The 19,063-nt window shown below is 62.6% G+C and carries 17 protein-coding genes; 12 read left to right on the forward strand and 5 right to left on the reverse strand.

Features of this window, described 5'->3' with window-relative positions; all coding sequences use genetic code 11:
- Positions 1–96: 96 nt before the first annotated feature.
- From ACNAOU_RS11180 to rfbB, 3 genes are all read right to left on the reverse strand, one after another.
- Positions 97–1,425 (reverse strand): hypothetical protein, encoded by a 1,329-nt coding sequence (locus tag ACNAOU_RS11180; RefSeq protein ID WP_422756945.1) that lies wholly within the window; start codon positions 1,423–1,425, stop codon positions 97–99.
- Positions 1,426–1,530: 105 nt separating this feature from the next.
- Entirely contained in the window at positions 1,531–2,949 is a 1,419-nt protein-coding gene (locus ACNAOU_RS11185; protein ID WP_422756946.1) for a sugar nucleotide-binding protein, read from the reverse strand.
- Positions 2,950–2,952: 3 nt separating this feature from the next.
- On the reverse strand, positions 2,953–3,957 hold the full coding sequence (gene rfbB / locus ACNAOU_RS11190; RefSeq protein WP_179128358.1) for a dTDP-glucose 4,6-dehydratase: 1,005 nt from the start codon (positions 3,955–3,957) through the stop codon (positions 2,953–2,955).
- 47 nt (positions 3,958–4,004) lie between these two features.
- Between rfbB and rfbA the strand changes: the two genes are divergently transcribed.
- The gene (gene rfbA / locus ACNAOU_RS11195; RefSeq protein WP_026267147.1) at positions 4,005–4,871 is read left to right on the forward strand and encodes a glucose-1-phosphate thymidylyltransferase RfbA; all 867 of its coding nucleotides are present in this window, start codon (positions 4,005–4,007) and stop codon (positions 4,869–4,871) included.
- A 5-nt stretch (positions 4,872–4,876) separates the two neighbouring features.
- On the opposite strand, the gene ACNAOU_RS11200 is transcribed toward rfbA, so the two are convergent.
- Entirely contained in the window at positions 4,877–5,809 is a 933-nt protein-coding gene (locus ACNAOU_RS11200; RefSeq protein ID WP_422756947.1) for an aldo/keto reductase, read from the reverse strand.
- A 52-nt stretch (positions 5,810–5,861) separates the two neighbouring features.
- Here ACNAOU_RS11200 and ACNAOU_RS11205 point away from each other — a divergent pair, with 52 nt between their 5' ends.
- Both ACNAOU_RS11205 and mshC read left to right on the forward strand, forming a co-directional pair.
- Positions 5,862–6,695, forward strand: coding sequence for an undecaprenyl-diphosphate phosphatase (locus ACNAOU_RS11205; protein ID WP_018777638.1), 834 nt, complete (start codon positions 5,862–5,864; stop codon positions 6,693–6,695).
- Positions 6,696–6,710: 15 nt separating this feature from the next.
- Positions 6,711–7,988 (forward strand): cysteine--1-D-myo-inosityl 2-amino-2-deoxy-alpha-D-glucopyranoside ligase, encoded by a 1,278-nt coding sequence (gene mshC, locus ACNAOU_RS11210; protein WP_422756948.1) that lies wholly within the window; start codon positions 6,711–6,713, stop codon positions 7,986–7,988.
- A 69-nt stretch (positions 7,989–8,057) separates the two neighbouring features.
- On the opposite strand, the gene ACNAOU_RS11215 is transcribed toward mshC, so the two are convergent.
- A complete protein-coding gene (locus ACNAOU_RS11215; RefSeq protein WP_018777640.1) occupies positions 8,058–8,963 on the reverse strand; it encodes a PAC2 family protein in 906 nt (301 codons plus the stop codon).
- Between the two features lie 30 nt (positions 8,964–8,993).
- Here ACNAOU_RS11215 and ACNAOU_RS11220 point away from each other — a divergent pair, with 30 nt between their 5' ends.
- The 9 genes from ACNAOU_RS11220 to pafA all read left to right on the forward strand — a co-directional run bounded on the left by ACNAOU_RS11220 (position 8,994) and on the right by pafA (position 19,010).
- Positions 8,994–9,806: an HAD family hydrolase gene (locus ACNAOU_RS11220; RefSeq protein ID WP_110504656.1), complete on the forward strand. Its 813-nt coding sequence runs from the start codon at positions 8,994–8,996 to the stop codon at positions 9,804–9,806.
- Positions 9,807–10,970, forward strand: a complete 1,164-nt coding sequence (locus tag ACNAOU_RS11225) for a site-2 protease family protein (RefSeq protein ID WP_018777642.1) — start codon at positions 9,807–9,809, stop codon at positions 10,968–10,970.
- A gap of 113 nt (positions 10,971–11,083) precedes the next feature.
- Complete coding sequence (locus ACNAOU_RS11230) at positions 11,084–12,148, forward strand: tRNA (adenine-N1)-methyltransferase (protein ID WP_026267150.1); 1,065 nt, start codon at positions 11,084–11,086, stop codon at positions 12,146–12,148.
- A gap of 96 nt (positions 12,149–12,244) precedes the next feature.
- On the forward strand, positions 12,245–14,053 hold the full coding sequence (gene arc / locus ACNAOU_RS11235; protein ID WP_018777644.1) for a proteasome ATPase: 1,809 nt from the start codon (positions 12,245–12,247) through the stop codon (positions 14,051–14,053).
- Positions 14,054–14,103: 50 nt separating this feature from the next.
- Entirely contained in the window at positions 14,104–15,723 is a 1,620-nt protein-coding gene (dop, locus tag ACNAOU_RS11240) for a depupylase/deamidase Dop (protein ID WP_422756949.1), read from the forward strand.
- A 120-nt stretch (positions 15,724–15,843) separates the two neighbouring features.
- The gene (locus ACNAOU_RS11245) at positions 15,844–16,047 is read left to right on the forward strand and encodes a ubiquitin-like protein Pup (RefSeq protein WP_018777646.1); all 204 of its coding nucleotides are present in this window, start codon (positions 15,844–15,846) and stop codon (positions 16,045–16,047) included.
- Between the two features lie 78 nt (positions 16,048–16,125).
- Positions 16,126–16,935, forward strand: a complete 810-nt coding sequence (prcB, locus tag ACNAOU_RS11250; protein ID WP_018777647.1) for a proteasome subunit beta — start codon at positions 16,126–16,128, stop codon at positions 16,933–16,935.
- A 1-nt stretch (position 16,936) separates the two neighbouring features.
- Positions 16,937–17,644: a proteasome subunit alpha gene (prcA, locus tag ACNAOU_RS11255; protein ID WP_018777648.1), complete on the forward strand. Its 708-nt coding sequence runs from the start codon at positions 16,937–16,939 to the stop codon at positions 17,642–17,644.
- A gap of 1 nt (position 17,645) precedes the next feature.
- Complete coding sequence (pafA, locus tag ACNAOU_RS11260; RefSeq protein WP_018777649.1) at positions 17,646–19,010, forward strand: Pup--protein ligase; 1,365 nt, start codon at positions 17,646–17,648, stop codon at positions 19,008–19,010.
- Positions 19,011–19,063 lie beyond the last annotated feature (53 nt).

The following is a 19,063-nucleotide window of genomic DNA, read 5'->3' on the forward strand; positions in this document are numbered from 1 at the left end:
CCGGCCTCCTGCCAGAGGCTGCCGTAGGGCTACTTTAGGACGATTTTCCGGAGTCCGCCAGAGCCCTGGGCGGCCTTTGCCGGGACAGTACGCGCCTTAAAGCGCGATGCGGTAGACATGGTGCGTGTATTCGTTCGGGAAAGCATCCGTGAATTTCCCGCCCTGGATGTGAATCGACCGGTTCTCGCCCAACACCTCCACGGTGGACCCGGTGATCCCGCCCGGGAGCGTGAAGATCCTGCTTCCGGTGAGCCCGTCGTCCGTCATCGCGAAAATATAGGCACTTCCGTCCTTGGCTTTGAGCATCGTGTCGGTCCCTTCGCCAAAATCCCAAACGTAGGACTGGGTGTTGATGACAGGCGCCAATGAAGTGATGGCGTGATTCACGACCCCCGCTGCAGCCACTTGGTCCTTCAAGCAGGCAGCGCTGTGTATCCGGGCGTCCTGGAAAGCGTCACCGCTGATGCAATCGTTGACGTTTTGCTGGTCCGGGGACTGACTGAACCATACGATGCCCCGGGCCTCATGGATGATCGACGCCCACACCTGGGCTTGGACTTGCTCGGGGCCCAACTGCTTGTAACCGCCTGTGGAACCGCCGGTGCTGATCACAGTGGGCAGAGCCCAGAGTGGTGCCTGTACGCCCCGCGCGGCATTGATTTCCTGCTGGAGCTGCATGATTTTGCCGTAGCTCGAGGCCGTGCGGCAGTTCACTGGGGCGATGGGATTCTGTTCCTTGGGAGTCCGCCACCTGAGCGTCCCGTCGCCCCAATCGCATTGGGGGACGGCGTAGAAGTACTGGTCCACGGAGTTCACGTTCGCAGTGCTGAAATAGTCCATCGACAACTGCATGGGCACGTCATAGGTGATGATCCCCGAGGTCCAGTTCGCGTAGGTGAACCTGCCCGTGGCTGCGGGATCATGCTGGGCTGCCAACTGCTTCATGTGGGCGAGCCCGGCTACGGGGTCATACCTGCCGTCCACTTCGTCGTCCAGGACGCTCCCCACCTGCCGGTCCCAGCCGGCCGGTGCGTCCTTGGTCGCGAAAAGGGTGAACATGCCGTGCGCGGAGATGGCTGCACTGGACGCGTCCGGGTTCCCTTGGACGTAAGTGTTGATGCCCAGCGATTTGTCGTAGGCCAGTTGCGCATCGCTTCCAGGGGACCCGTACCAGATCGCGATGGGAAAGAAGGACGGATCGCTCCAGCCGGCTGCGGTTGCCTTGGCAAACTGGTTCCAGTACGCCGGTCCGCCTTCCCACGGAATCCTGGGCAGCTCGTGGAGCGCGTCCGCTGCTTCCACGGGGGCTGCCGTGGGGTCCGGCTGCGGAAGAGCAGCTGTCCTGGGTACGGTGCCAGGTATCGTGCTCGCCCAGAACAGCAGGCCAAACGTCAAGGCCATCGTGGTGAAGTAGCGAACCCGCATAGCGTCATCTTCTTCCGCAACCCAATGATGAGTACCTCAAAGGATGGCACCAGCTTCGCGAATCCGTAACCCGCCGTCGTCAATTGCCCCTGGTGCGGGCCGCGTTCAGGAGGGCCTTTGTCCAGTCATGTGTTGGAGATAATCGGCCAGCCGCTGTGAGGCGTCCGGGGGAGCGAAGCCCACTGCCGAAATTTTGCCGAGGTCCAGGACGCTGTTGGCCGGCCGCGGTGCCATCTCCGGTTTGTTGTACTCGGCTGTGCTGATCGGGCGCACCAGGCGCGGGTCCGCTCCGCACAGCCGGTAGACGTCCGCAGCAACATCTGCCCAGCTCTGATTGCCGCCGCTGTTGCTGAGGTTGTAGGTTCCATACGGGGCCCGGGAGTCGAGCAGGTGCCGGATCCCTGCGGCGAGGTCCTCGGCAAAGCTCAAGCGGCCAAGCTGGTCATCGACCACTCCCGGTGATGCACCTTTTGCAGCAAGGCCGGCCATGGTCCGAACAAAGTTCTTTCCGTCGCCGACCACCCAACTGGTCCTGACGATGTAGTGCCGCGGCACGGTACCCGCGGCGATGTCACCGGCGGCCTTGCTCTGTCCGTACACACCCAAAGGTGAGAAGGGTTCGTCCTCCCGGTGAGGCTTGACGGTCCCGTCAAAGACGTAATCGCTGGATACATGGACCAGGGTTAGAGAATGGTCGACGGCGGTGGCCGCCAACCGGGATACGGCGGCTGCGTTGATTGTCCAGGCAGCTGCACGGCCTTCAGGGCTTTCGCAAGCGTCAACCGCGGTAAATGCCGCGGCGTTGATGATCGTGGAGTAATCGCGCCAGTTCACTGACCGGTAGGAATCCTCGCTGGTGATGTCAAAGTCCCGGCGGCCGGCGAAGTCCACGGTGGTGTCGCCGTCGAATGCTTGCCGGAGCGCAGCGCCCAATTGGCCGCCGGCCCCCAGCACGAGCGTGCGCCGCTTCTCCATCGGACTGACGCCGGCCAGCCGCGGGTGGTTCTTGTCCTGGTCCGAAAGGATGGCCTCGCTGAGGGGTATCGGCCAGGGAACAGCGACCTGTTCGTCGGCAAGATTCAGGAAGGTGTAGTTCTGCTGGGCCTCAGGGCTCCAATGGTCGTTCACGAGATAGGTGTAGGCGGTGTCGGCGTCCAGGGTCTGGAAGGCGTTGCCCACGCCACGGGGCACGAACACGGCTTGGCCAGGCGTCAACTCCGCCGTGAACAGGACACCGAAAGTCGGTCCTTTCCGGAGGTCCACCCAGGCCCCGAAAATACGACCGGAGGCCAAGGAGACGAACTTATCCCACGGCTCGGCATGGATGCCCCGCGTAGTGCCGCGTACGGCGTTGAAGGATATGTTGTTCTGCACTGGCCCGAAGTCCGGCAGTCCGGCGGCCAGCATTTTCCTGCGGTGCCAGTTCTCCTTGAACCAACCGCGGCTGTCGGTATGGACCGGGAGTTCGAAAAGCACCAACCCCGGGATCGGAGTCGGGGTGGAAGCCAGTTCCCGCGGGTCCACGGCCTAGTGCCCTTGACCTGCATATTTTGACTCCGTGACCGCTTTCTGAGGACGCCACCAGTCTTCGTTGCTTCTGTACCACTGCACGGTCTCTGCCAGGCCGGAGGCAAAGTCGGAGAACCGGGGCGTCCAGCCGAGTTCCCTGCGCAGCTTGGTGGAGTCGATGGCGTAACGCAGATCGTGCCCGGGCCGGTCCTTGACGAGGTCGTAGGCGTCAGGTTGTTGTCCATCGAGGGCGAGGAGCATTTCCACTACCTCGCGGTTCGATCGCTCGCCATCTGCCCCGACCAGGTAGGTTTCACCCACCCGGCCACGTTCAAGGATGGTCAAAACCGCGGAGGAATGGTCTTCCACATGGATCCAGTCCCGGACGTTCAATCCTTGCCCGTACAACCGCGGGCGCACGCCGTCCAGGATGTTGGTGATCTGCCGCGGAATGAACTTCTCAACATGCTGGTAGGGACCGTAATTGTTGGAGCAATTGCTGATGGTCGCCTTCAGGCCGAACGAACGCACCCATGCCCGCACCAACATATCCGAGCCTGCCTTGGTGGCCGAGTAGGGGCTCGTCGGGCGGTAAACGGAGTCTTCAGTGAACTTGCGGCGTTCGTCCAAGGCCAGGTCTCCATACACTTCATCCGTGGAGATGTGATGGAAGCGTGTTCCATGCCTGCGGGCAGCCTCGATGAGGGTAAAGGTTCCCGCCAGGTTGGTGTCCATGAACGGACGTGGATCCGCCAGGGAGTTGTCGTTGTGCGATTCTGCAGCGAAGTGGACGACGGCGTCCACCGAGGATGTCAGCGCGTCCACAACGCCGGCATCGCAGATATCGCCTTTTTGAAAATCGAAACGGCCGGACGGCAGCCCCGACAGGGATTCCATGTTGCCGGCGTAGGTCAATTTGTCCAGGACCGTGACATGGAGGCCGGTGTGCTCCATGATGAAGTGAACAAAATTGCATCCGATGAATCCGGCCCCGCCGGTGACAAGGATTCTCTGCATGGCCATAGCGTAACCGTCATGGACGGTGATGTGCAGCGGGAGAGGACAGCTAGATGCGCGGAATTATTCTTGCCGGTGGCACAGGATCCCGGCTTCATCCGATTACGCTCGCCATCAGTAAACAATTGGTTCCGGTTTTTGATAAACCGATGATTTACTACCCGCTGTGCACCCTGATGCTGGCGGGAATCCGGGACATCCTGATCATCACTACGCCTGCCGACGGCCATCAATTCGAAAATCTCTTGGGGGATGGCTCGCAATTCGGCGTAAATCTGAGTTACGCCCGTCAGCCCACTCCCGATGGCCTCGCCCAGGCGTTCATCCTGGGCGAGGAACACATCGGCAGCGGCAAAGTGGCGCTCATCCTCGGCGACAATATCTTCAATGGCCCCGGCATGGGCAACCAGCTCCGGCATTATGCCGATGTCGACGGCGGTGCAATTTTCGGCTATTGGGTCAAGGACCCGTCCGCTTACGGCGTGGTGGAATTCGACGACGACGGCCTGGCTGTTTCCATTGAAGAGAAGCCTGCCGTTCCCAAAAGCAACTACGCGGTTCCCGGCCTTTACTTTTATGACAACAATGTGGTGGCCATGGCAAAAGACCTTCAGCCGTCTCCGCGCGGGGAGCTGGAAATCACTGACATCAACCGCAAGTACATGGAACTTGGACGGTTGCATGTGCAGAAGTTCCCGAGGGGTACAGCTTGGCTGGACACGGGAACCTTCAGCGACCTCAACGATGCATCCAACTACGTCCGGACCACCGAGAACAGGCAGGGCTTGAAAATCGGGGCCCCGGAAGAGGTGGCGTGGCGGATGGGATACCTGACCGACGACGAACTGCGCCGGCAAGCCGCGAAACTGGCCAAAAGCGGCTACGGCAGCTACCTGTTGGACATCCTGGACCGGCGCTGACAGCGCTAGGCTGCAGAAACGTCCTCCAGGGCCCTGGCAATTTCCGTTGGGAGCACGGACAATTGCGCGTCCAGCAATTCCTTGAGCTGGACAGCGTTCCTGGGTCCCACGACCGCGGAGGAAACCCCCGGCCGGGAAAGCAGCCAGCTCAATGAGACATCCAGCGGTGACCGGCCCAGACCACGTGCGGCCATTGCCACCGCTTCCACGACCCGGGACTCTCGAGGTTCCAGATAAGGCTCAACGTAACCGGCAAGCCTGCCCTGTGCTGCGCGGGAATCAGCGGGAATCTGTCCGCGGTACTTTCCGCTGAGCACACCACGTCCCAGCGGGGCCCAGGCCATCAAGCCAAGGCCTGCGTCCTCCACGGCAGGGATCAGTTCTTCTTCGGCTTTGCGGTTGACCAGTGAGTATTCGGACTGGTTGGCCACCAGCGTGAATCCGGCCACGGCCGCTGCCTTGGCCGTCTGCCAGCCGTTGTAGTTGGAAATGCCCACGTAGCGCGCCCGCCCGCTCCGCTGGGCCAATTCCAGGGCGGAGAGGGTCTCTTCCAGGGGCACGTTCGGGTCCCATTCCTGGGCGAACCAGATGTCGATATAGTCCGTTCCGAGCCTCGCCAGGCTCGCATCCAGGGCAGAAAGCAACGCGCCCCGGGAAGCGTTGACGCTGCGGCGTGTTTCTGATGACGACACGCCGGCCTTAGTGGAGATCACCACCTCGGAACGGGCTACAACATCGCCGAGCATGGAACCCAGCATTGCCTCGGCCTGGCCCTGCGCATAGGAAGCTGCCGTATCCACAACCGTCCCTCCGGCGGCAACGAATGCGTGGAGCAATTCGGCAGCGTCTTGTTCATCGGTCTCCTGGGCCCATGACATGGTTCCGAGGGACAAGGAGGACACGCGGAACCCACTGTTCCCGACATAACGCTGCTGCATAGCTGCTAGCTTACGGGCAGTTACCAGTCTTCATGACGTAGGGTCTATTCACGTGAACTGGATAGAAGCAGCCTTGCTGGGCCTTGTGCAGGGCCTCACCGAATTCCTCCCGATTTCCTCGAGCGCGCATCTGCGGATCGTCGGCTCATTCCTTCCGAATGCAGCCGATCCCGGGGCGGCCTTTACTGCCATTACGCAGTTGGGAACCGAGACCGCCGTGATCGTCTATTTCTGGCGCGACATCGTCCGTATTGTGCGGGCCTGGTTTGGCTCGCTGACGGGCAAGGTGGAAAGAAACGACCCCGATGCCCGCATGGGCTGGCTGGTCATTCTTGGCAGCCTGCCCATCATCATTCTTGGATTGTTGTTCCAGGACCAGATCGAGTCTGTGCTCCGCAGCATGTGGATTGTGGCCACCATGTTGATTGTCTTCGGCATGATTCTGGCCGTCGCCGACGCCGTGGGGCGGCAGGAGCGCGACCTGACGCAATTAAGCTACAAGCACGGCATTCTCTATGGCTTCGCGCAGGCCATGGCCCTGATCCCGGGCGTCTCACGCTCCGGCGGCACGATCACCGCCGGCCTGCTCATGGGCTACACCCGTGAAGCAGCAGCACGCTATTCCTTCCTGCTCGCCATTCCGGCCGTGTTCGGCAGCGGGCTCTACCAGCTTTACAAGACAGTCTCGAATGAAGGTTTGGCTGGACCTTACGGCCTGCCCGAAACGGCCCTGGCCACCGTCATTGCCTTCGTTGTGGGTTACGTCATCATTGGCTGGTTCCTGAAATTCGTGTCCACGCGGAGTTACCGGCTCTTCGTTTGGTACCGGATCCTTCTCGGGCTGGCCTTGTATGTCTTGCTCGGTTTCGGTGTGATCAGTGCCTAGCACTAAGGTTGAGTCGTGAAATCGTGGATCTCCCGCCCTGTACCTGAGCTGCCCGGCAGCATGCCGCCCATCCGGCTGTACGACACCGCCGTCGGCCGTGTCGTGGAGGTGGAGCGGCAGGCGGAACAATCCATGTACGTCTGTGGCATCACGCCCTACGACGCTACGCACATGGGCCATGCTGCAAGCTATGTCTCGTTCGATCTGCTGAACCGGGCGTGGCGCGACGCGGGCGTCCGGGTCTCCTACGTCCAGAACGTTACGGACGTCGACGACCCCCTCCTGGAGCGGGCCACCGCAACTGGCGTTGACTGGCGTGATCTGGCAAAAAGCCAGATCGACCTGTTCCAAACCGACATGGATGCCCTGAACGTTCTCGCACCAAATCACTACATCGGTGCCGTCGAGGCCATCCCCGACATCGTGCCCGCCATCGAGAAACTCATCGCCGACGGTGTCGCCTATCGCGTCCAGGGCAGCGACGGCGAGCCCGACGGCGACGTCTACTACGACGTCGAAACCGCCGGAAAGCGCTCCAGCGCCACTGACGCCTGGAAGCTGGGCGAGGTCTCCGGCCTGGGCGAAACCGAAATGCTCACGTTGTTCGCCGAGCGCGGGGGAGACCCCACCCGGCCAGGCAAGCGAAACGCGCTGGACCCCCTGCTGTGGCGGGTCGCCCGTGACGGTGAGCCCAGCTGGCCGGGAGCAGGTCTCGGAGCCGGCAGGCCCGGATGGCACATCGAATGTACCGTGATCGCGCAGAAGTACCTCCCTGCGCCATTCACAGTGCAGGGTGGGGGATCGGACCTGATTTTCCCCCACCACGAAATGGGAGCCGGCCACGCCTATTCACTCTCCGGCGTTCCGCTGGCCCGCCACTACTGCCACGCCGGCATGGTGGGTCTGGACGGCGAAAAGATGAGCAAGTCAAAGGGAAACCTGGTGCTCGTTTCCAAACTCCGCGCAGCCGGTGAAGAACCTGCCGCCATCCGCCTGGCAATCCTTGCCAACCACTACCGCTCGGACTGGTCCTGGACCAATGAGGGTTTTGCTGCAGCCAAGGACAGGCTCGCACTCTGGCGGGCAGCCCTGGAACAGGCCACGGCCGGTTCGGCGGGCAACCTCGTTTCCGCCATGCGGGAGGAACTGGCCAACGACCTCAACGCCCCCGGCGCGCTGGCCGCCGTCGACCAGTGGGCCAAGGACGCCGTAAGCAACGGGGCGGAAGCGTCCGCCCAGGACGCGGCACTGGTTTCCGACGCCATCGACGCTTTACTCGGGGTGGAACTCTAAGTCCCGAACCCCGGCAAAAAGAACGGCCCCGACGAATGTCGGGGCCGTTCCTTTTGCGGTACGGGGTCCTTACGGGCGCTCTTTACCGCGTCGCTTAAGGTAACGCTCGAATTCCCGGGCAATGGACTCACCGGAGGCTTCCGGAAGGTCTGCTGTGTCCTTCGCTTCCTCCAACTGGCGCACATACGCGGCAATTTCAGGGTCTTCCGTTGCAAGTTCATCCACCCCGCGTTCCCATGCCTCAGACTCCTCGGCGAGTGCATGGCTGTCCAGTGGTACCTGGAGCAGATCCTCAATCCGGTGCAGGATAGCAAGCTGGGCTTTGGGGGAGGGCGGCTGCGCAACGTAGTGCGGGACTGCGGCCCACAGGGATACCGTCGGCAGGCCCGCCAGCAAGGCGAATTCGGCAAGGACCCCCACGATGCCTACGGGACCCTCGTACTGTGATGCTTCCAGGTTGAGGCGTTCCCGCAAGGAGTTGTCTTCGGTGGTGGTGCTGACCGGAATGGGCCGGCTGTGCGGAACGTCCGCAAGCAACGCGCCCACCAGGATGACGGCGTCCACCTTCAGCGCTTCAGCGTGCACCAAAAGTTCGGTTGTGTAGGCGCGCCACCGGTAGGAAGGTTCAGTCCCAAGAACAAAAACGACGTCCACGTTGCTGTCGGGAACGGCTGCCTTATAGATCCGGGTCGATGGCCATTTAACTTTGCGGGCACCTGAAGAAGTGCGCCGCACGGTGGGCCTGGTGAACTGGAAATCGTAATATTCCTCGGCGTCCACGGTGGCAACCTTCTTGCCGTCCCATAGTTTGTTCAGGTAGTGCAGGGCATCGCTGGCAGCTTCACCGGCGTCGTTCCAGCCCTCAAATGCAGCGATCATTACGGTGACACGCTGGCCTTCCGCGGGTTCCTTCAGGAAACGCTCGGGCTCCGCGGTGATGTCCTGCCCTTCGGGGGTCCCGTCCACACTGTTCATCCACTCACCCTACGTCGAAGACCCTGATGGATGCATGGCATTTCGTGTCAACGCGTGTCCCATATTCGCCCACAGCACAACGCCAGGACTGTCGACCACCAGGTTCCACGTAGACTGGAAACCATGCATTCGTTACCCAGCCAGCCCCTCCTCAAAGCCGTGCTCTGGGATATGGATGGCACACTCGTGGATACCGAACCCTATTGGATCGCTGCCGAACGAGCCTTGGTGGAGTCGTATGGCGGCACTTGGTCGCACCAGCAGGCCATGCAGCTGGTGGGACAGTCCCTGCTTCATTCGGCTGCCGTTCTGCAGGCCGCCGGTGTCGGGCTTGAGGCCCGTGAAATCGTGGACACCCTCAGCGCGCAAGTCATCGCCGAGGTTCGCCGGGAAGTCCCGTGGCGGCCAGGCGCGCGTGAACTGCTGGATGAGCTTCACACCGCGGGCATCCGTTGCGCGCTGGTGACCATGTCGGAAGGCCCCCTCGCCGGCGTGGTGGTGGAGAGCCTACCCAAGCCCTACTTCGAGTTCATGGTCACAGGCGACACCGTCACCAACGGCAAGCCGCACCCGGAGGCCTACCTGACGGCGGTCGAACGCCTTAGGCTGGACGACCCCTCCCTGACCATCCACCATTGCGTGGCCTTGGAAGATTCCGTACCCGGCGCTACTGCCGCCATCGCTTCAGGCGTCATAACGGTGGGAATTCCGCATCAGGTACCCCTGCCGGAGGACCCCCGCATGATCACGTGGCCCACTCTCGCGGGCCGGACCACCTCGGACGTCGAGCAGCTGGTTTTCGACCGCTTCCCGTCAGTCAACCTCGTTGAAGGGGCCAACTAGGTGAGCAGTCCCACCACTCCGCACCATGTTGTGACAAAGCGGGAAGGCATCCCACTGGGCAGGATCGCCGGCGTTCCTGTGTACCTGGCATATTCGTGGTTCGTTATCGCCGCCATCACCGTTGTCTTCTACGGCCCGGTTGTCATCGACTTGTTCCCGGGCATTGGCAACTGGGGATACCTGGTTGGGCTGGCCATCGCCTTGCTGCTTGCCGTGTCGGTGCTGATCCACGAACTGGCACACGCGCTGAGCGCCCGGGCGTTCGGGTGGCCCAGCGAGAAAATCGTCCTCAATCTCTGGGGCGGGCACACGCAGTTCGAGAACTTCACGGCTTCCCCGGGCCGCTCCGTCACCGTTGCCCTGGCGGGACCGGCTTCAAACTTCGTCATCGCCGGAGTGATGTGGGCGATTCTGTCAACGGACACCCTGACCGGCGTACCCGCCATGCTCGCGGACATCCTGCGACTGGCAAACCTGGTGATCGGTATCTTCAACGTCCTGCCCGGTATGCCGCTGGACGGCGGCCGGCTGGTGGAATCCGCTGTATGGAAGGCCACCGGCAGCCAGGACAAGGGAACCATTGCAGCCGGCTGGTCGGGTCGGATCATCGTGGTTGCCCTGGTCATCTGGTTCATCGTTGTGCCCTTCCTGCAAGGGCAGCTGCCCAACCTGATGTACACGGTTATTACTGTCCTCGTCTGCGGTTTCCTCTGGATGAGCGCTTCGAGCTCCATCCATCACGCGAAGCTGCGCAGCAGGCTGTATCTGGTCAGTGCCGCCGGTCTGGCAGAGCCCGCTGTCGGCGTGCCGAACACGGCCACCGTGGCTGATGTCCTGGCCATCGCACCCGCGGGGAGTCCCGCCGTCGTGATCTGCGGCCCCGATGGCAGGCCGCAAGGAGTGGTGGACAGCGGTGCCACCGCCAGCGTCCCGCCGGAAGCCACGACGACGACGCCCGTCACCGCGGTTGCCCACGCCCTGGCAGCAGGGGCTTACGTCCCGGAATGGTCAAAGGGGCAGGAACTGATCCAGTACTTGGCTCGTCTGGAGGGCGGCGAATACGCTGTGGTGGACCATAACGGAATCGTCACCGGCCTTCTCCGCCAGGAGGCCGTAGTGACAGCCATAACAGGTAAGGAAGCCCGCAGGAGCGGTCGCCCCTGACCATGCGCCCGGTAGAGTTACATGCCGGTCGTCAAAGCAAAGAACCCATTGTGCCTGGCGCCACCAGCCAGCAACACGTCGCGGCCCAGCCGTACAAGAGCGAGGAAAACCACATGAGCAGCGAAACCGCCGCCCCCGAGGCCAGCGCAGGCCCTGACGAGGCAGCCACAGGCTCCGCCCCGCAGCCGACGGGCGCTGCGCGGCGTCGCGGGCCGTTCCGCGTGGGCGAGCGGGTCCAGCTCACTGACGAACGCGGCCGCATGAACACCATCACCCTGGAAGTCGGCGGGGCGTTCCACACCCACCGCGGTTTCCTGAACCACGATGAAATCATAGGCAAAGTGGACGGTTCCGTGGTCAGCAACAACGTCGGCCAGCAGTACCAGACTCTGCGCCCGCTGTTGTCCGACTTCGTCTTGTCCATGCCGCGTGGGGCCGCAGTTGTCTACCCCAAAGACGCCGGCCAGATTGTCACCATGGCCGATATCTTTCCCGGCGCACGGGTTGTGGAAGCAGGCGTTGGATCCGGCGCGCTGTCCATTTCCCTGCTCCGTGCAGTTGGCGATGGTGGCTACCTGCACTCCTTCGAACGCCGCGAAGAATTCGCGGACATTGCCAGGGGTAACGTCGAGACAATCTTCGGCGGCCCCCACCCTGCCTGGCAGATTTCCCTCGGTGACTTCCAGGAGGAAGTCGTCAAGGCCGAAGCACCCGGGTCCGTGGACCGGGTCGTCCTGGACATGCTTGCCCCGTGGGAGTGCTTGGACGCGGTGGCAACGGTCCTGGCCCCTGGCGGCGTCTGGATCAATTACGTAGCCACTGTCACCCAGTTGTCGCGCACAGCTGAGGCCATCCGCGCTGATGGACGCTTTACCGAGCCTGACGCCTGGGAGTCCATGGTCCGCGGCTGGCACCTCGAAGGCCTGGCCGTCCGTCCCGACCACCGCATGGTGGCCCACACCGGCTTCCTGCTCGTCACCCGCCGGCTGGCTGATGGCGTAACCGGGATTTCCGTGAAGCGTCGTCCTTCCAAGACCGAATTCAGCGAAGAGGACCTCAACGCCTGGACCCCCGGCGCAGTCGGGGAACGCTCCGTATCGGACAAAAAGCTCCGCCGGGCCGCCCGTGACGCCATCGCCGGGACCAACGTCCAGGACGACCCCACGGTCACAAACTGAAAAGGTCACAATAGGGTCCGTATTCCGGATGTCACCCAGCACCCTGCGCTTTTCGGGACTAAGGTCTTGTTAAGCGCAGGAAGGGGCTGATGAATCGTGGATACGCCAAACAACGACCTTGGACGGCCGACGCCGGAGGATGCAAACACAGCGGCAGAGGAGAGGGCGGACCGGGGTCCCGCCCCGGTTCAACCGCAGGAACCTTCGACGGACCTGACTGTTGCCGAACGGCAGATCAACATCCTTCGGGACAAACTCCGCCACATTGACCGCCAGCTGGCTGCCGCCACGCAGAACAACAGCAAGCTTGTCAGCATGCTGGAAACGGCCAAGGCCGAAATACTTCGTCTCAAAGGGGCACTGGAGCAAGAAGGACAGCCGCCCTACAGCTTCGGCACGGTGCTCCAGATCAACCCCCGGAAGCAGCCGGCCCCCGGTAACTCCGGGCAGGCGGCCACCGAAGAGTCAGTGGACATCTTCAATGCGGGCCGAAAGATGCGGGTGGGCGTCAGCCCGCTGGTGAACCTCAACCAGCTGGCTGTCGGCCAGGAAGTCCTGCTCAATGAGGCGCTCCTTATCGTGGCAGGGCTCGGATACGAGCGGGCCGGCGAGCTGGTCACCCTGAAGGAAATGCTGGGCAAGGACCGCGCCTTGGTGGTCGGCCGCGCCGACGAAGAACGGGTGGTCCGGCTCTCCGGTGCCCTCCAGGAACTTCACTTGAAGGTCGGCGACGCCTTGTCACTGGACTCGCGGACGGGTTACGCCTTGGAGAAGGTCCCGCGCGCCGAAGTGGAGAACCTGGTCCTGGAGGAAGTCCCGGACATCACCTACCAGGACATCGGCGGACTTGGTCCCCAGATCGAACAGATCCGCGACGCCGTCGAACTGCCGTTCCTGCATCCGGACCTTTACCGCGAACATGGCCTGAAGGCCCCCAAGGGAATCCTGCTCTATGGCCCTCCGGGTTGCGGCAAGACCCTCATCGCCAAAGCGGTGGCAAACTCCCTTGCGGCCCGCGCGGCAGAACGCGCCGGCAACACCGACCTCAAGAGCTACTTCCTGAACATCAAGGGCCCCGAGCTCCTGGACAAGTACGTGGGCGAGACTGAGCGCCACATCCGCCTGATTTTTGCGCGGGCCCGCGAAAAGGCCTCGGACGGCAGCCCCGTCGTAGTTTTCTTCGATGAGATGGACTCCCTCTTCCGCACCCGCGGCACCGGGGTCTCATCCGACGTCGAAACCACCATCGTGCCGCAGCTGCTCAGCGAAATCGACGGCGTGGAGCGTTTGGACAACGTGATCGTCATTGGCGCCTCCAACCGCGAGGACATGATCGATCCCGCCATCCTCCGTCCGGGACGGCTGGACGTAAAAGTAAAGATCCAGCGGCCTGATGCCGAAGCAGCGGCGGACATTTTCGGCAAGTACATCACCACGGACCTGCCGTTCCATGCCCAGGACCTCGCCGAGTACGGGGGAGACGTCCAGGCCACAGTGGATGCCATGGTCCAGCGCACCGTGGAAGCCATGTATTCCACCGAGAAGTCCAATGAATACCTCGAGGTCACGTACGCCAACGGTGACACCGAGATGCTCTACTTCAAGGACTTCAATTCGGGCGCCGTCGTCCAGAACGTGGTGGACAGAGCCAAGAAGTACGCCATTAAGGACCTTCTGACCAACAACCAGAAGGGTCTTCGGATCGAGCACCTGCTGCGCGCGGTGGTGGATGAGTTCCGCGAGCACGAGGACATGCCGAACACCACGAACCCGGATGACTGGGCACGGATTTCGGGCAAGAAGGGTGAACGGATCACTTACATCCGTACCATCGTCCAGGGCAAGGCCGGTCAGGAACCGGGCAAGTCCATCGAAACCACAGCCAACACGGGCCAGTACCTGTGACAGCAAGACCCGAAGGTACACAGGCCGGAAGCTTGCCTGCAGGCGGTGCAATGCGTGTCATGGGCTCGGAAACGGAATACGGTGTCCACGCGCCGTCGGCACCCGGCGCGAACGCCACCATGATGTCCGCCAGGATCATCCAGGCCTACGCCACTGTGACCCGGCAACGGGCGGCAGGAGGAGCGGAGACGCGTTGGGACTACACCGACGAAGAGCCGCTGCACGACGCCCGGGGCTGGACCGTGGACCGCGCGGCTGCCGACCCCAGCCAGCTCACCGACCAGCCACCGGTTCTCGACGCCGAAGCCGTCGCCTTGGCGTACGGCCGGCAGGAACTGGAACTGGATGGCGCGGATGAATCCGGTTCGCTGCTGATGAACATGGTCCTGGGCAACGGTGCGCGTCTCTACGTGGACCATGCGCACCCGGAGTATTCCAGCCCGGAGGTCACCAACCCCAGGGATGCCGTGACCTGGGATGCAGCCGGCGACGTCGTAGCGCTTGCCACAGTCCGGAAGGTTGCTGCTGATACCAGCCTGCCTGCCATAAACCTCTACAAGAACAACACCGACAACAAGTCGGTCTCCTATGGCTCACACGAGAACTACCTCATGCCACGTTCGGTTCCATTCGGTGACATCATCCGGGGCCTGACGCCGTTCTTCGTGTCCCGGCAGGTGATCTGCGGTGCTGGTCGCGTTGGCTTGGGGCAGGACAGTTCCACCCCCGGTTACCAGATCAGCCAACGGGCCGATTTCTTCGAAGCGGAGGTGGGGCTGGAGACCACGATCCGCCGTCCCATCATCAACACCCGGGACGAACCGCACGCCACGGCGGACAAGTATCGCCGCTTGCACGTCATCATCGGGGACGCGAACCTCAGCCAGGCCTCCAACTACCTCAAGTTCGGGACCACAGCCATGGTCCTGAGCCTCATCGAAGCCGGTCAGGCGCCCAAAATCGAGGTCCACGAGCCGGTCCAGGCGCTTCAGGCCGTCAGCCATGACACAACGCTTGCTGCTACAGTCCGGCTGCTGGATGGACGCAGGGTGACGGCCCTGGACCTTCAATGGATGTACTACGAGGCCGCGGCAAAACTTGCCCAGGAAACGGGCGTGGCTGATTCGGTGACCGGAGACGGCCACACCCACGACGTCCTCCTGCGCTGGGAATCCACTTTGACTGCTCTGGGATCCGATGTCGGATCTGCGGCGTCTTCCGTGGAGTGGGTGGCCAAGAAATCGATCCTGGAAGGGTACCGGAACAGGGACGGACTGGGCTGGGACGATGCCAGGCTTGGCCTGGTGGACCTGCAGTGGTCCGATATCCGGCCCGAGAAAGGGCTGTACTACCGGCTGCTGTCCAACAACCGCATGACGCGCGTGGTGGACGACGCCGACATCGCCCGGGCGGTGACGGAGCCGCCGTCGGACACCCGCGCATATTTCCGCGGCCGGTGCGTTTCGAGGTTCGGCCGGGACGTTGTCGGCGCCAGCTGGGACTCGGTCATTTTCGACGTTCCCGGGCTGGGAAAGCTCCAACGGGTACCAACCCGCGAGCCCTTGCGGGGGACGCAGGCCCTGACCGGCGCATTGTTCGACCGCCACCAGGATGCCGGTGCGTTCCTGGCCGAATTGCTGGGCCAGAATCCGCCGGCGGCAAGGGCCTGAGAACGTGTCCGGCACAGCAACATTCGTACTTGTCCAAAGCCGTACGAAGCGGCCTGCAGCGTGGCAATATGGCAGTAGGAAGTCCCCAATTTCAGGGGACTGACAGTAGGGAGAAAGAAAATGGCAGCTCAGGAACAGCAACAACCACAGTCACGGGAAACCGAAGCAGAAGTGGACGTCCCGGAGGCTCCGCCTGCAGCGCCCGAAGCCCAGGCATCCGAGGCAACACAGGGCGTGGATGATCTCCTCGACGAAATCGACGGCGTGCTGGAATCCAATGCCGAAGAATTCGTCAGGGCTTTCGTCCAAAAGGGCGGCCAGTAACCGGCCCGTACAAGGATTCACAACCCGGACGGCGTGAGGCCGCCGGGCACCGGAACGCAGAGTCGAAGGAGTGCAGCAATGCAGGACCCATCAAACGGCCCCCTGGCCACCCAGGCAACGTCTTCATTTACCGAGCATCTCCAACGCTCTCGTCCTGAACTCCTTCCCTTCAGCCAGGCGCTTCCCGCCGGCACCGTGCCGTCATCGCCGCACGCCACCACGATCGTCGCACTGACGTATGCGGGCGGCGTGCTGATGGCGGGCGATCGCCGCGCCACGATGGGCAATGTCATCGCCAGCCGGCACATAGAGAAAGTGTTTCCGGCCGATGAATATTCGGTGCTGGGCATCGCTGGCACGGCCGGCCTGGCCATCGACATCACCAGGCTGTTCCAGGTGGAGCTGGAGCATTACGAAAAAATAGAGGGAACGCTCCTGAGCCTGGTGGGCAAGGCCAACCGCCTGGGCGCCATGATCCGCGGAAATCTCCCGATGGCGATGCAGGGGATGGCCGTTATCCCGCTGTTCGCCGGATTCGACCACGTCAGCGGTATTGGCCGCCTGTTCTCCTACGACGTCACGGGCGGCCGCTATGAAGAACAGGAACACCACTCAGTAGGCTCAGGATCGGTGTTTGCCAGGGGCGCCCTGAAGAAGCTGTGGAAGCCCAACCTCTCCGAGGAAGACGCGGTCGCTGTTGCAGTCGAAGCCCTGTACGACGCCGCGGACGACGATTCCGCGACCGGCGGTCCGGACCCTGTCCGCCAACTTTGGCCGGTGGTCTATACCGTGAACAGAGCCGGTAACCGAAGGGTCCCGGAGCGCGACCTCGCAGCAATCGCCGGAGCAATCGTTGAATCGCGCGCCATCGCCGGACGGGAGGCCTGACATGACGCAGCAGTTCTATGTTTCTCCGGAACAACTGATGAAGGACCGCGCGGACTTCGCCCGGAAGGGCATCGCCCGTGGCCGATCCGTAGTGGTCATCAGCTGCGCCGACGGCATCGCCCTGATCGCGGAGAACCCGTCACCATCCCTGCATAAGATCGGGGAGATCTACGACAAAATTGCCTTCGCAGCGGTGGGCAAGTACAACGAGTTCGAGAGCCTGCGGCAAGCCGGGGTCCGCTATGCCGACGTCCGCGGTTACTCCTACGACCGCGAAGACGTCACGGCCCGCGGGCTGGCCAGCGTGTACGCACAAAGCCTGGGAGCTGTGTTCACTGCAGAACAAAAGCCTTTCGAGGTGGAATTGGCGGTGGCGGAGGTCGGTGCGGCACAGGAGCAGGACCACCTCTACCGGCTGACCTTCGACGGTTCCATCGCCGATGAGAACGGTTTCGTGGTCATGGGCGGCCTGGCAGATCAAATTTCCGACGTCGTCCGCGGGGCTTGGGAGTCCGAGCTCAGTTTGGCCGGCGCCATGCGTCTGGCCCTGCGCGCGCTGGCAGTCGACAAGGAAGTGGAAGCCCTTCCGGCCACCGCCGTCGAGGCGGCAGTCCTCTACCGCGCGTCGGAGAGCCACCGCGGATCACGCAGGGCGTTCCGGCGCCTGCTGCCCGAGGACATGACCCGGTTGCTCAACGAGGAGGCCTGAGATGGACAAACGAATATTCGGCATCGAAACAGAGTTCGGGATTTCCTATTCCAGCCCGGATTCACGCCCGCTGGCGCCTGAGGAAGTGGCCCGGTACCTCTTCAGGAAGGTCGTCAGCTGGGGAAGGTCTTCGAACGTCTTCCTGACCAACGGCTCGCGGCTATACCTGGACGTAGGCTCGCACCCGGAATATGCCACAGCCGAGTGCGATGACCTTGCCCAGCTCATCGCGCACGACCGGGCGGGCGAGCTCATTCTCGACGACCTCGTGGACGAAGCCCAGACAAGGCTCGCCGCAGAGGGATTCAACGGAACCGTCTATCTCTTCAAGAACAATACGGATTCGGCCGGCAACTCCTACGGCAGCCATGAGAACTACCTGATTCCGCGCCGCGGGGAATTCTCCCGATTGGCGGAGATCCTGATTCCGTTCCTGGTCACACGTCAGTTGATCGCAGGGGCGGGCAAGGTCCTGAAGACTCCGCACGGAGCCACCTTTGCCTTCTCCCAACGCGCCGACCACATCTGGGAAGGCGTGTCATCGGCAACCACCCGATCACGTCCCATCATCAACACGCGCGACGAGCCCCATGCGGATGCCGAGTTCTACCGCCGCCTTCACGTGATCGTGGGGGACTCAAACATGTCCGAAACCTCGGCTCTGCTCAAGGTCGGCACCGTCGACCTGATCCTCCGCATGATCGAGTCCGGTGTCATCATGCGGGACATGCGCATGGAAAACCCCATCCGCAGCATCCGCGAGATCTCCCATGACCTCACAGGCCGGGCGCTCGTCCGGCTCGCCAACGGCAGGCAACTCACGGCCCTTGATATCCAGCGCGAGTACCTGACCAAAGTCACGGAATTCGTGGCGGCCAACGGCGCCCACAATCAGCATGTTCCGCTCATCCTTGACTTGTGGAAGCGAACGCTGGACGCCATCGAGTCCGGTGACACCAGCACCATCGACACCGAGGTTGACTGGGCCATCAAGAAGAAGCTCATGGACAGCTATATGCGGCGGCATGGACTCAGCCTGGATTCGCCGCGGATCGCGCAATTGGACCTGACCTACCATGACATCTCAAGGCAGCGGGGACTGTTCTTCCTGCTCCAGTCCAGGGGAGCTGCGCGCAGGCTGGTCACGGAGACCGACGTCAAGGACGCCGTGGACGCACCACCGCAGACCACCCGTGCAAAGTTGCGCGGGGATTTTGTCCGTCGGGCACAAGAGCTCGGCCGTGACTACACCGTCGACTGGGTCCACCTGAAGCTCAACGACCGCGCACACCAGACCATCCTCTGCAAGGATCCCTTCCGGAGCGAAGATGAGCGGGTGGATGCCCTCCTGGACTCCATGGGCTGAACGTCCCTATAAGCTGGCTCCCAGCTTTCCGGGCTATTCTGGATAGTGGTCTC

Source organism: Paenarthrobacter sp. C1, from assembly GCF_049315185.1.
GTDB lineage: Bacteria > Actinomycetota > Actinomycetes > Actinomycetales > Micrococcaceae > Arthrobacter > Arthrobacter nicotinovorans.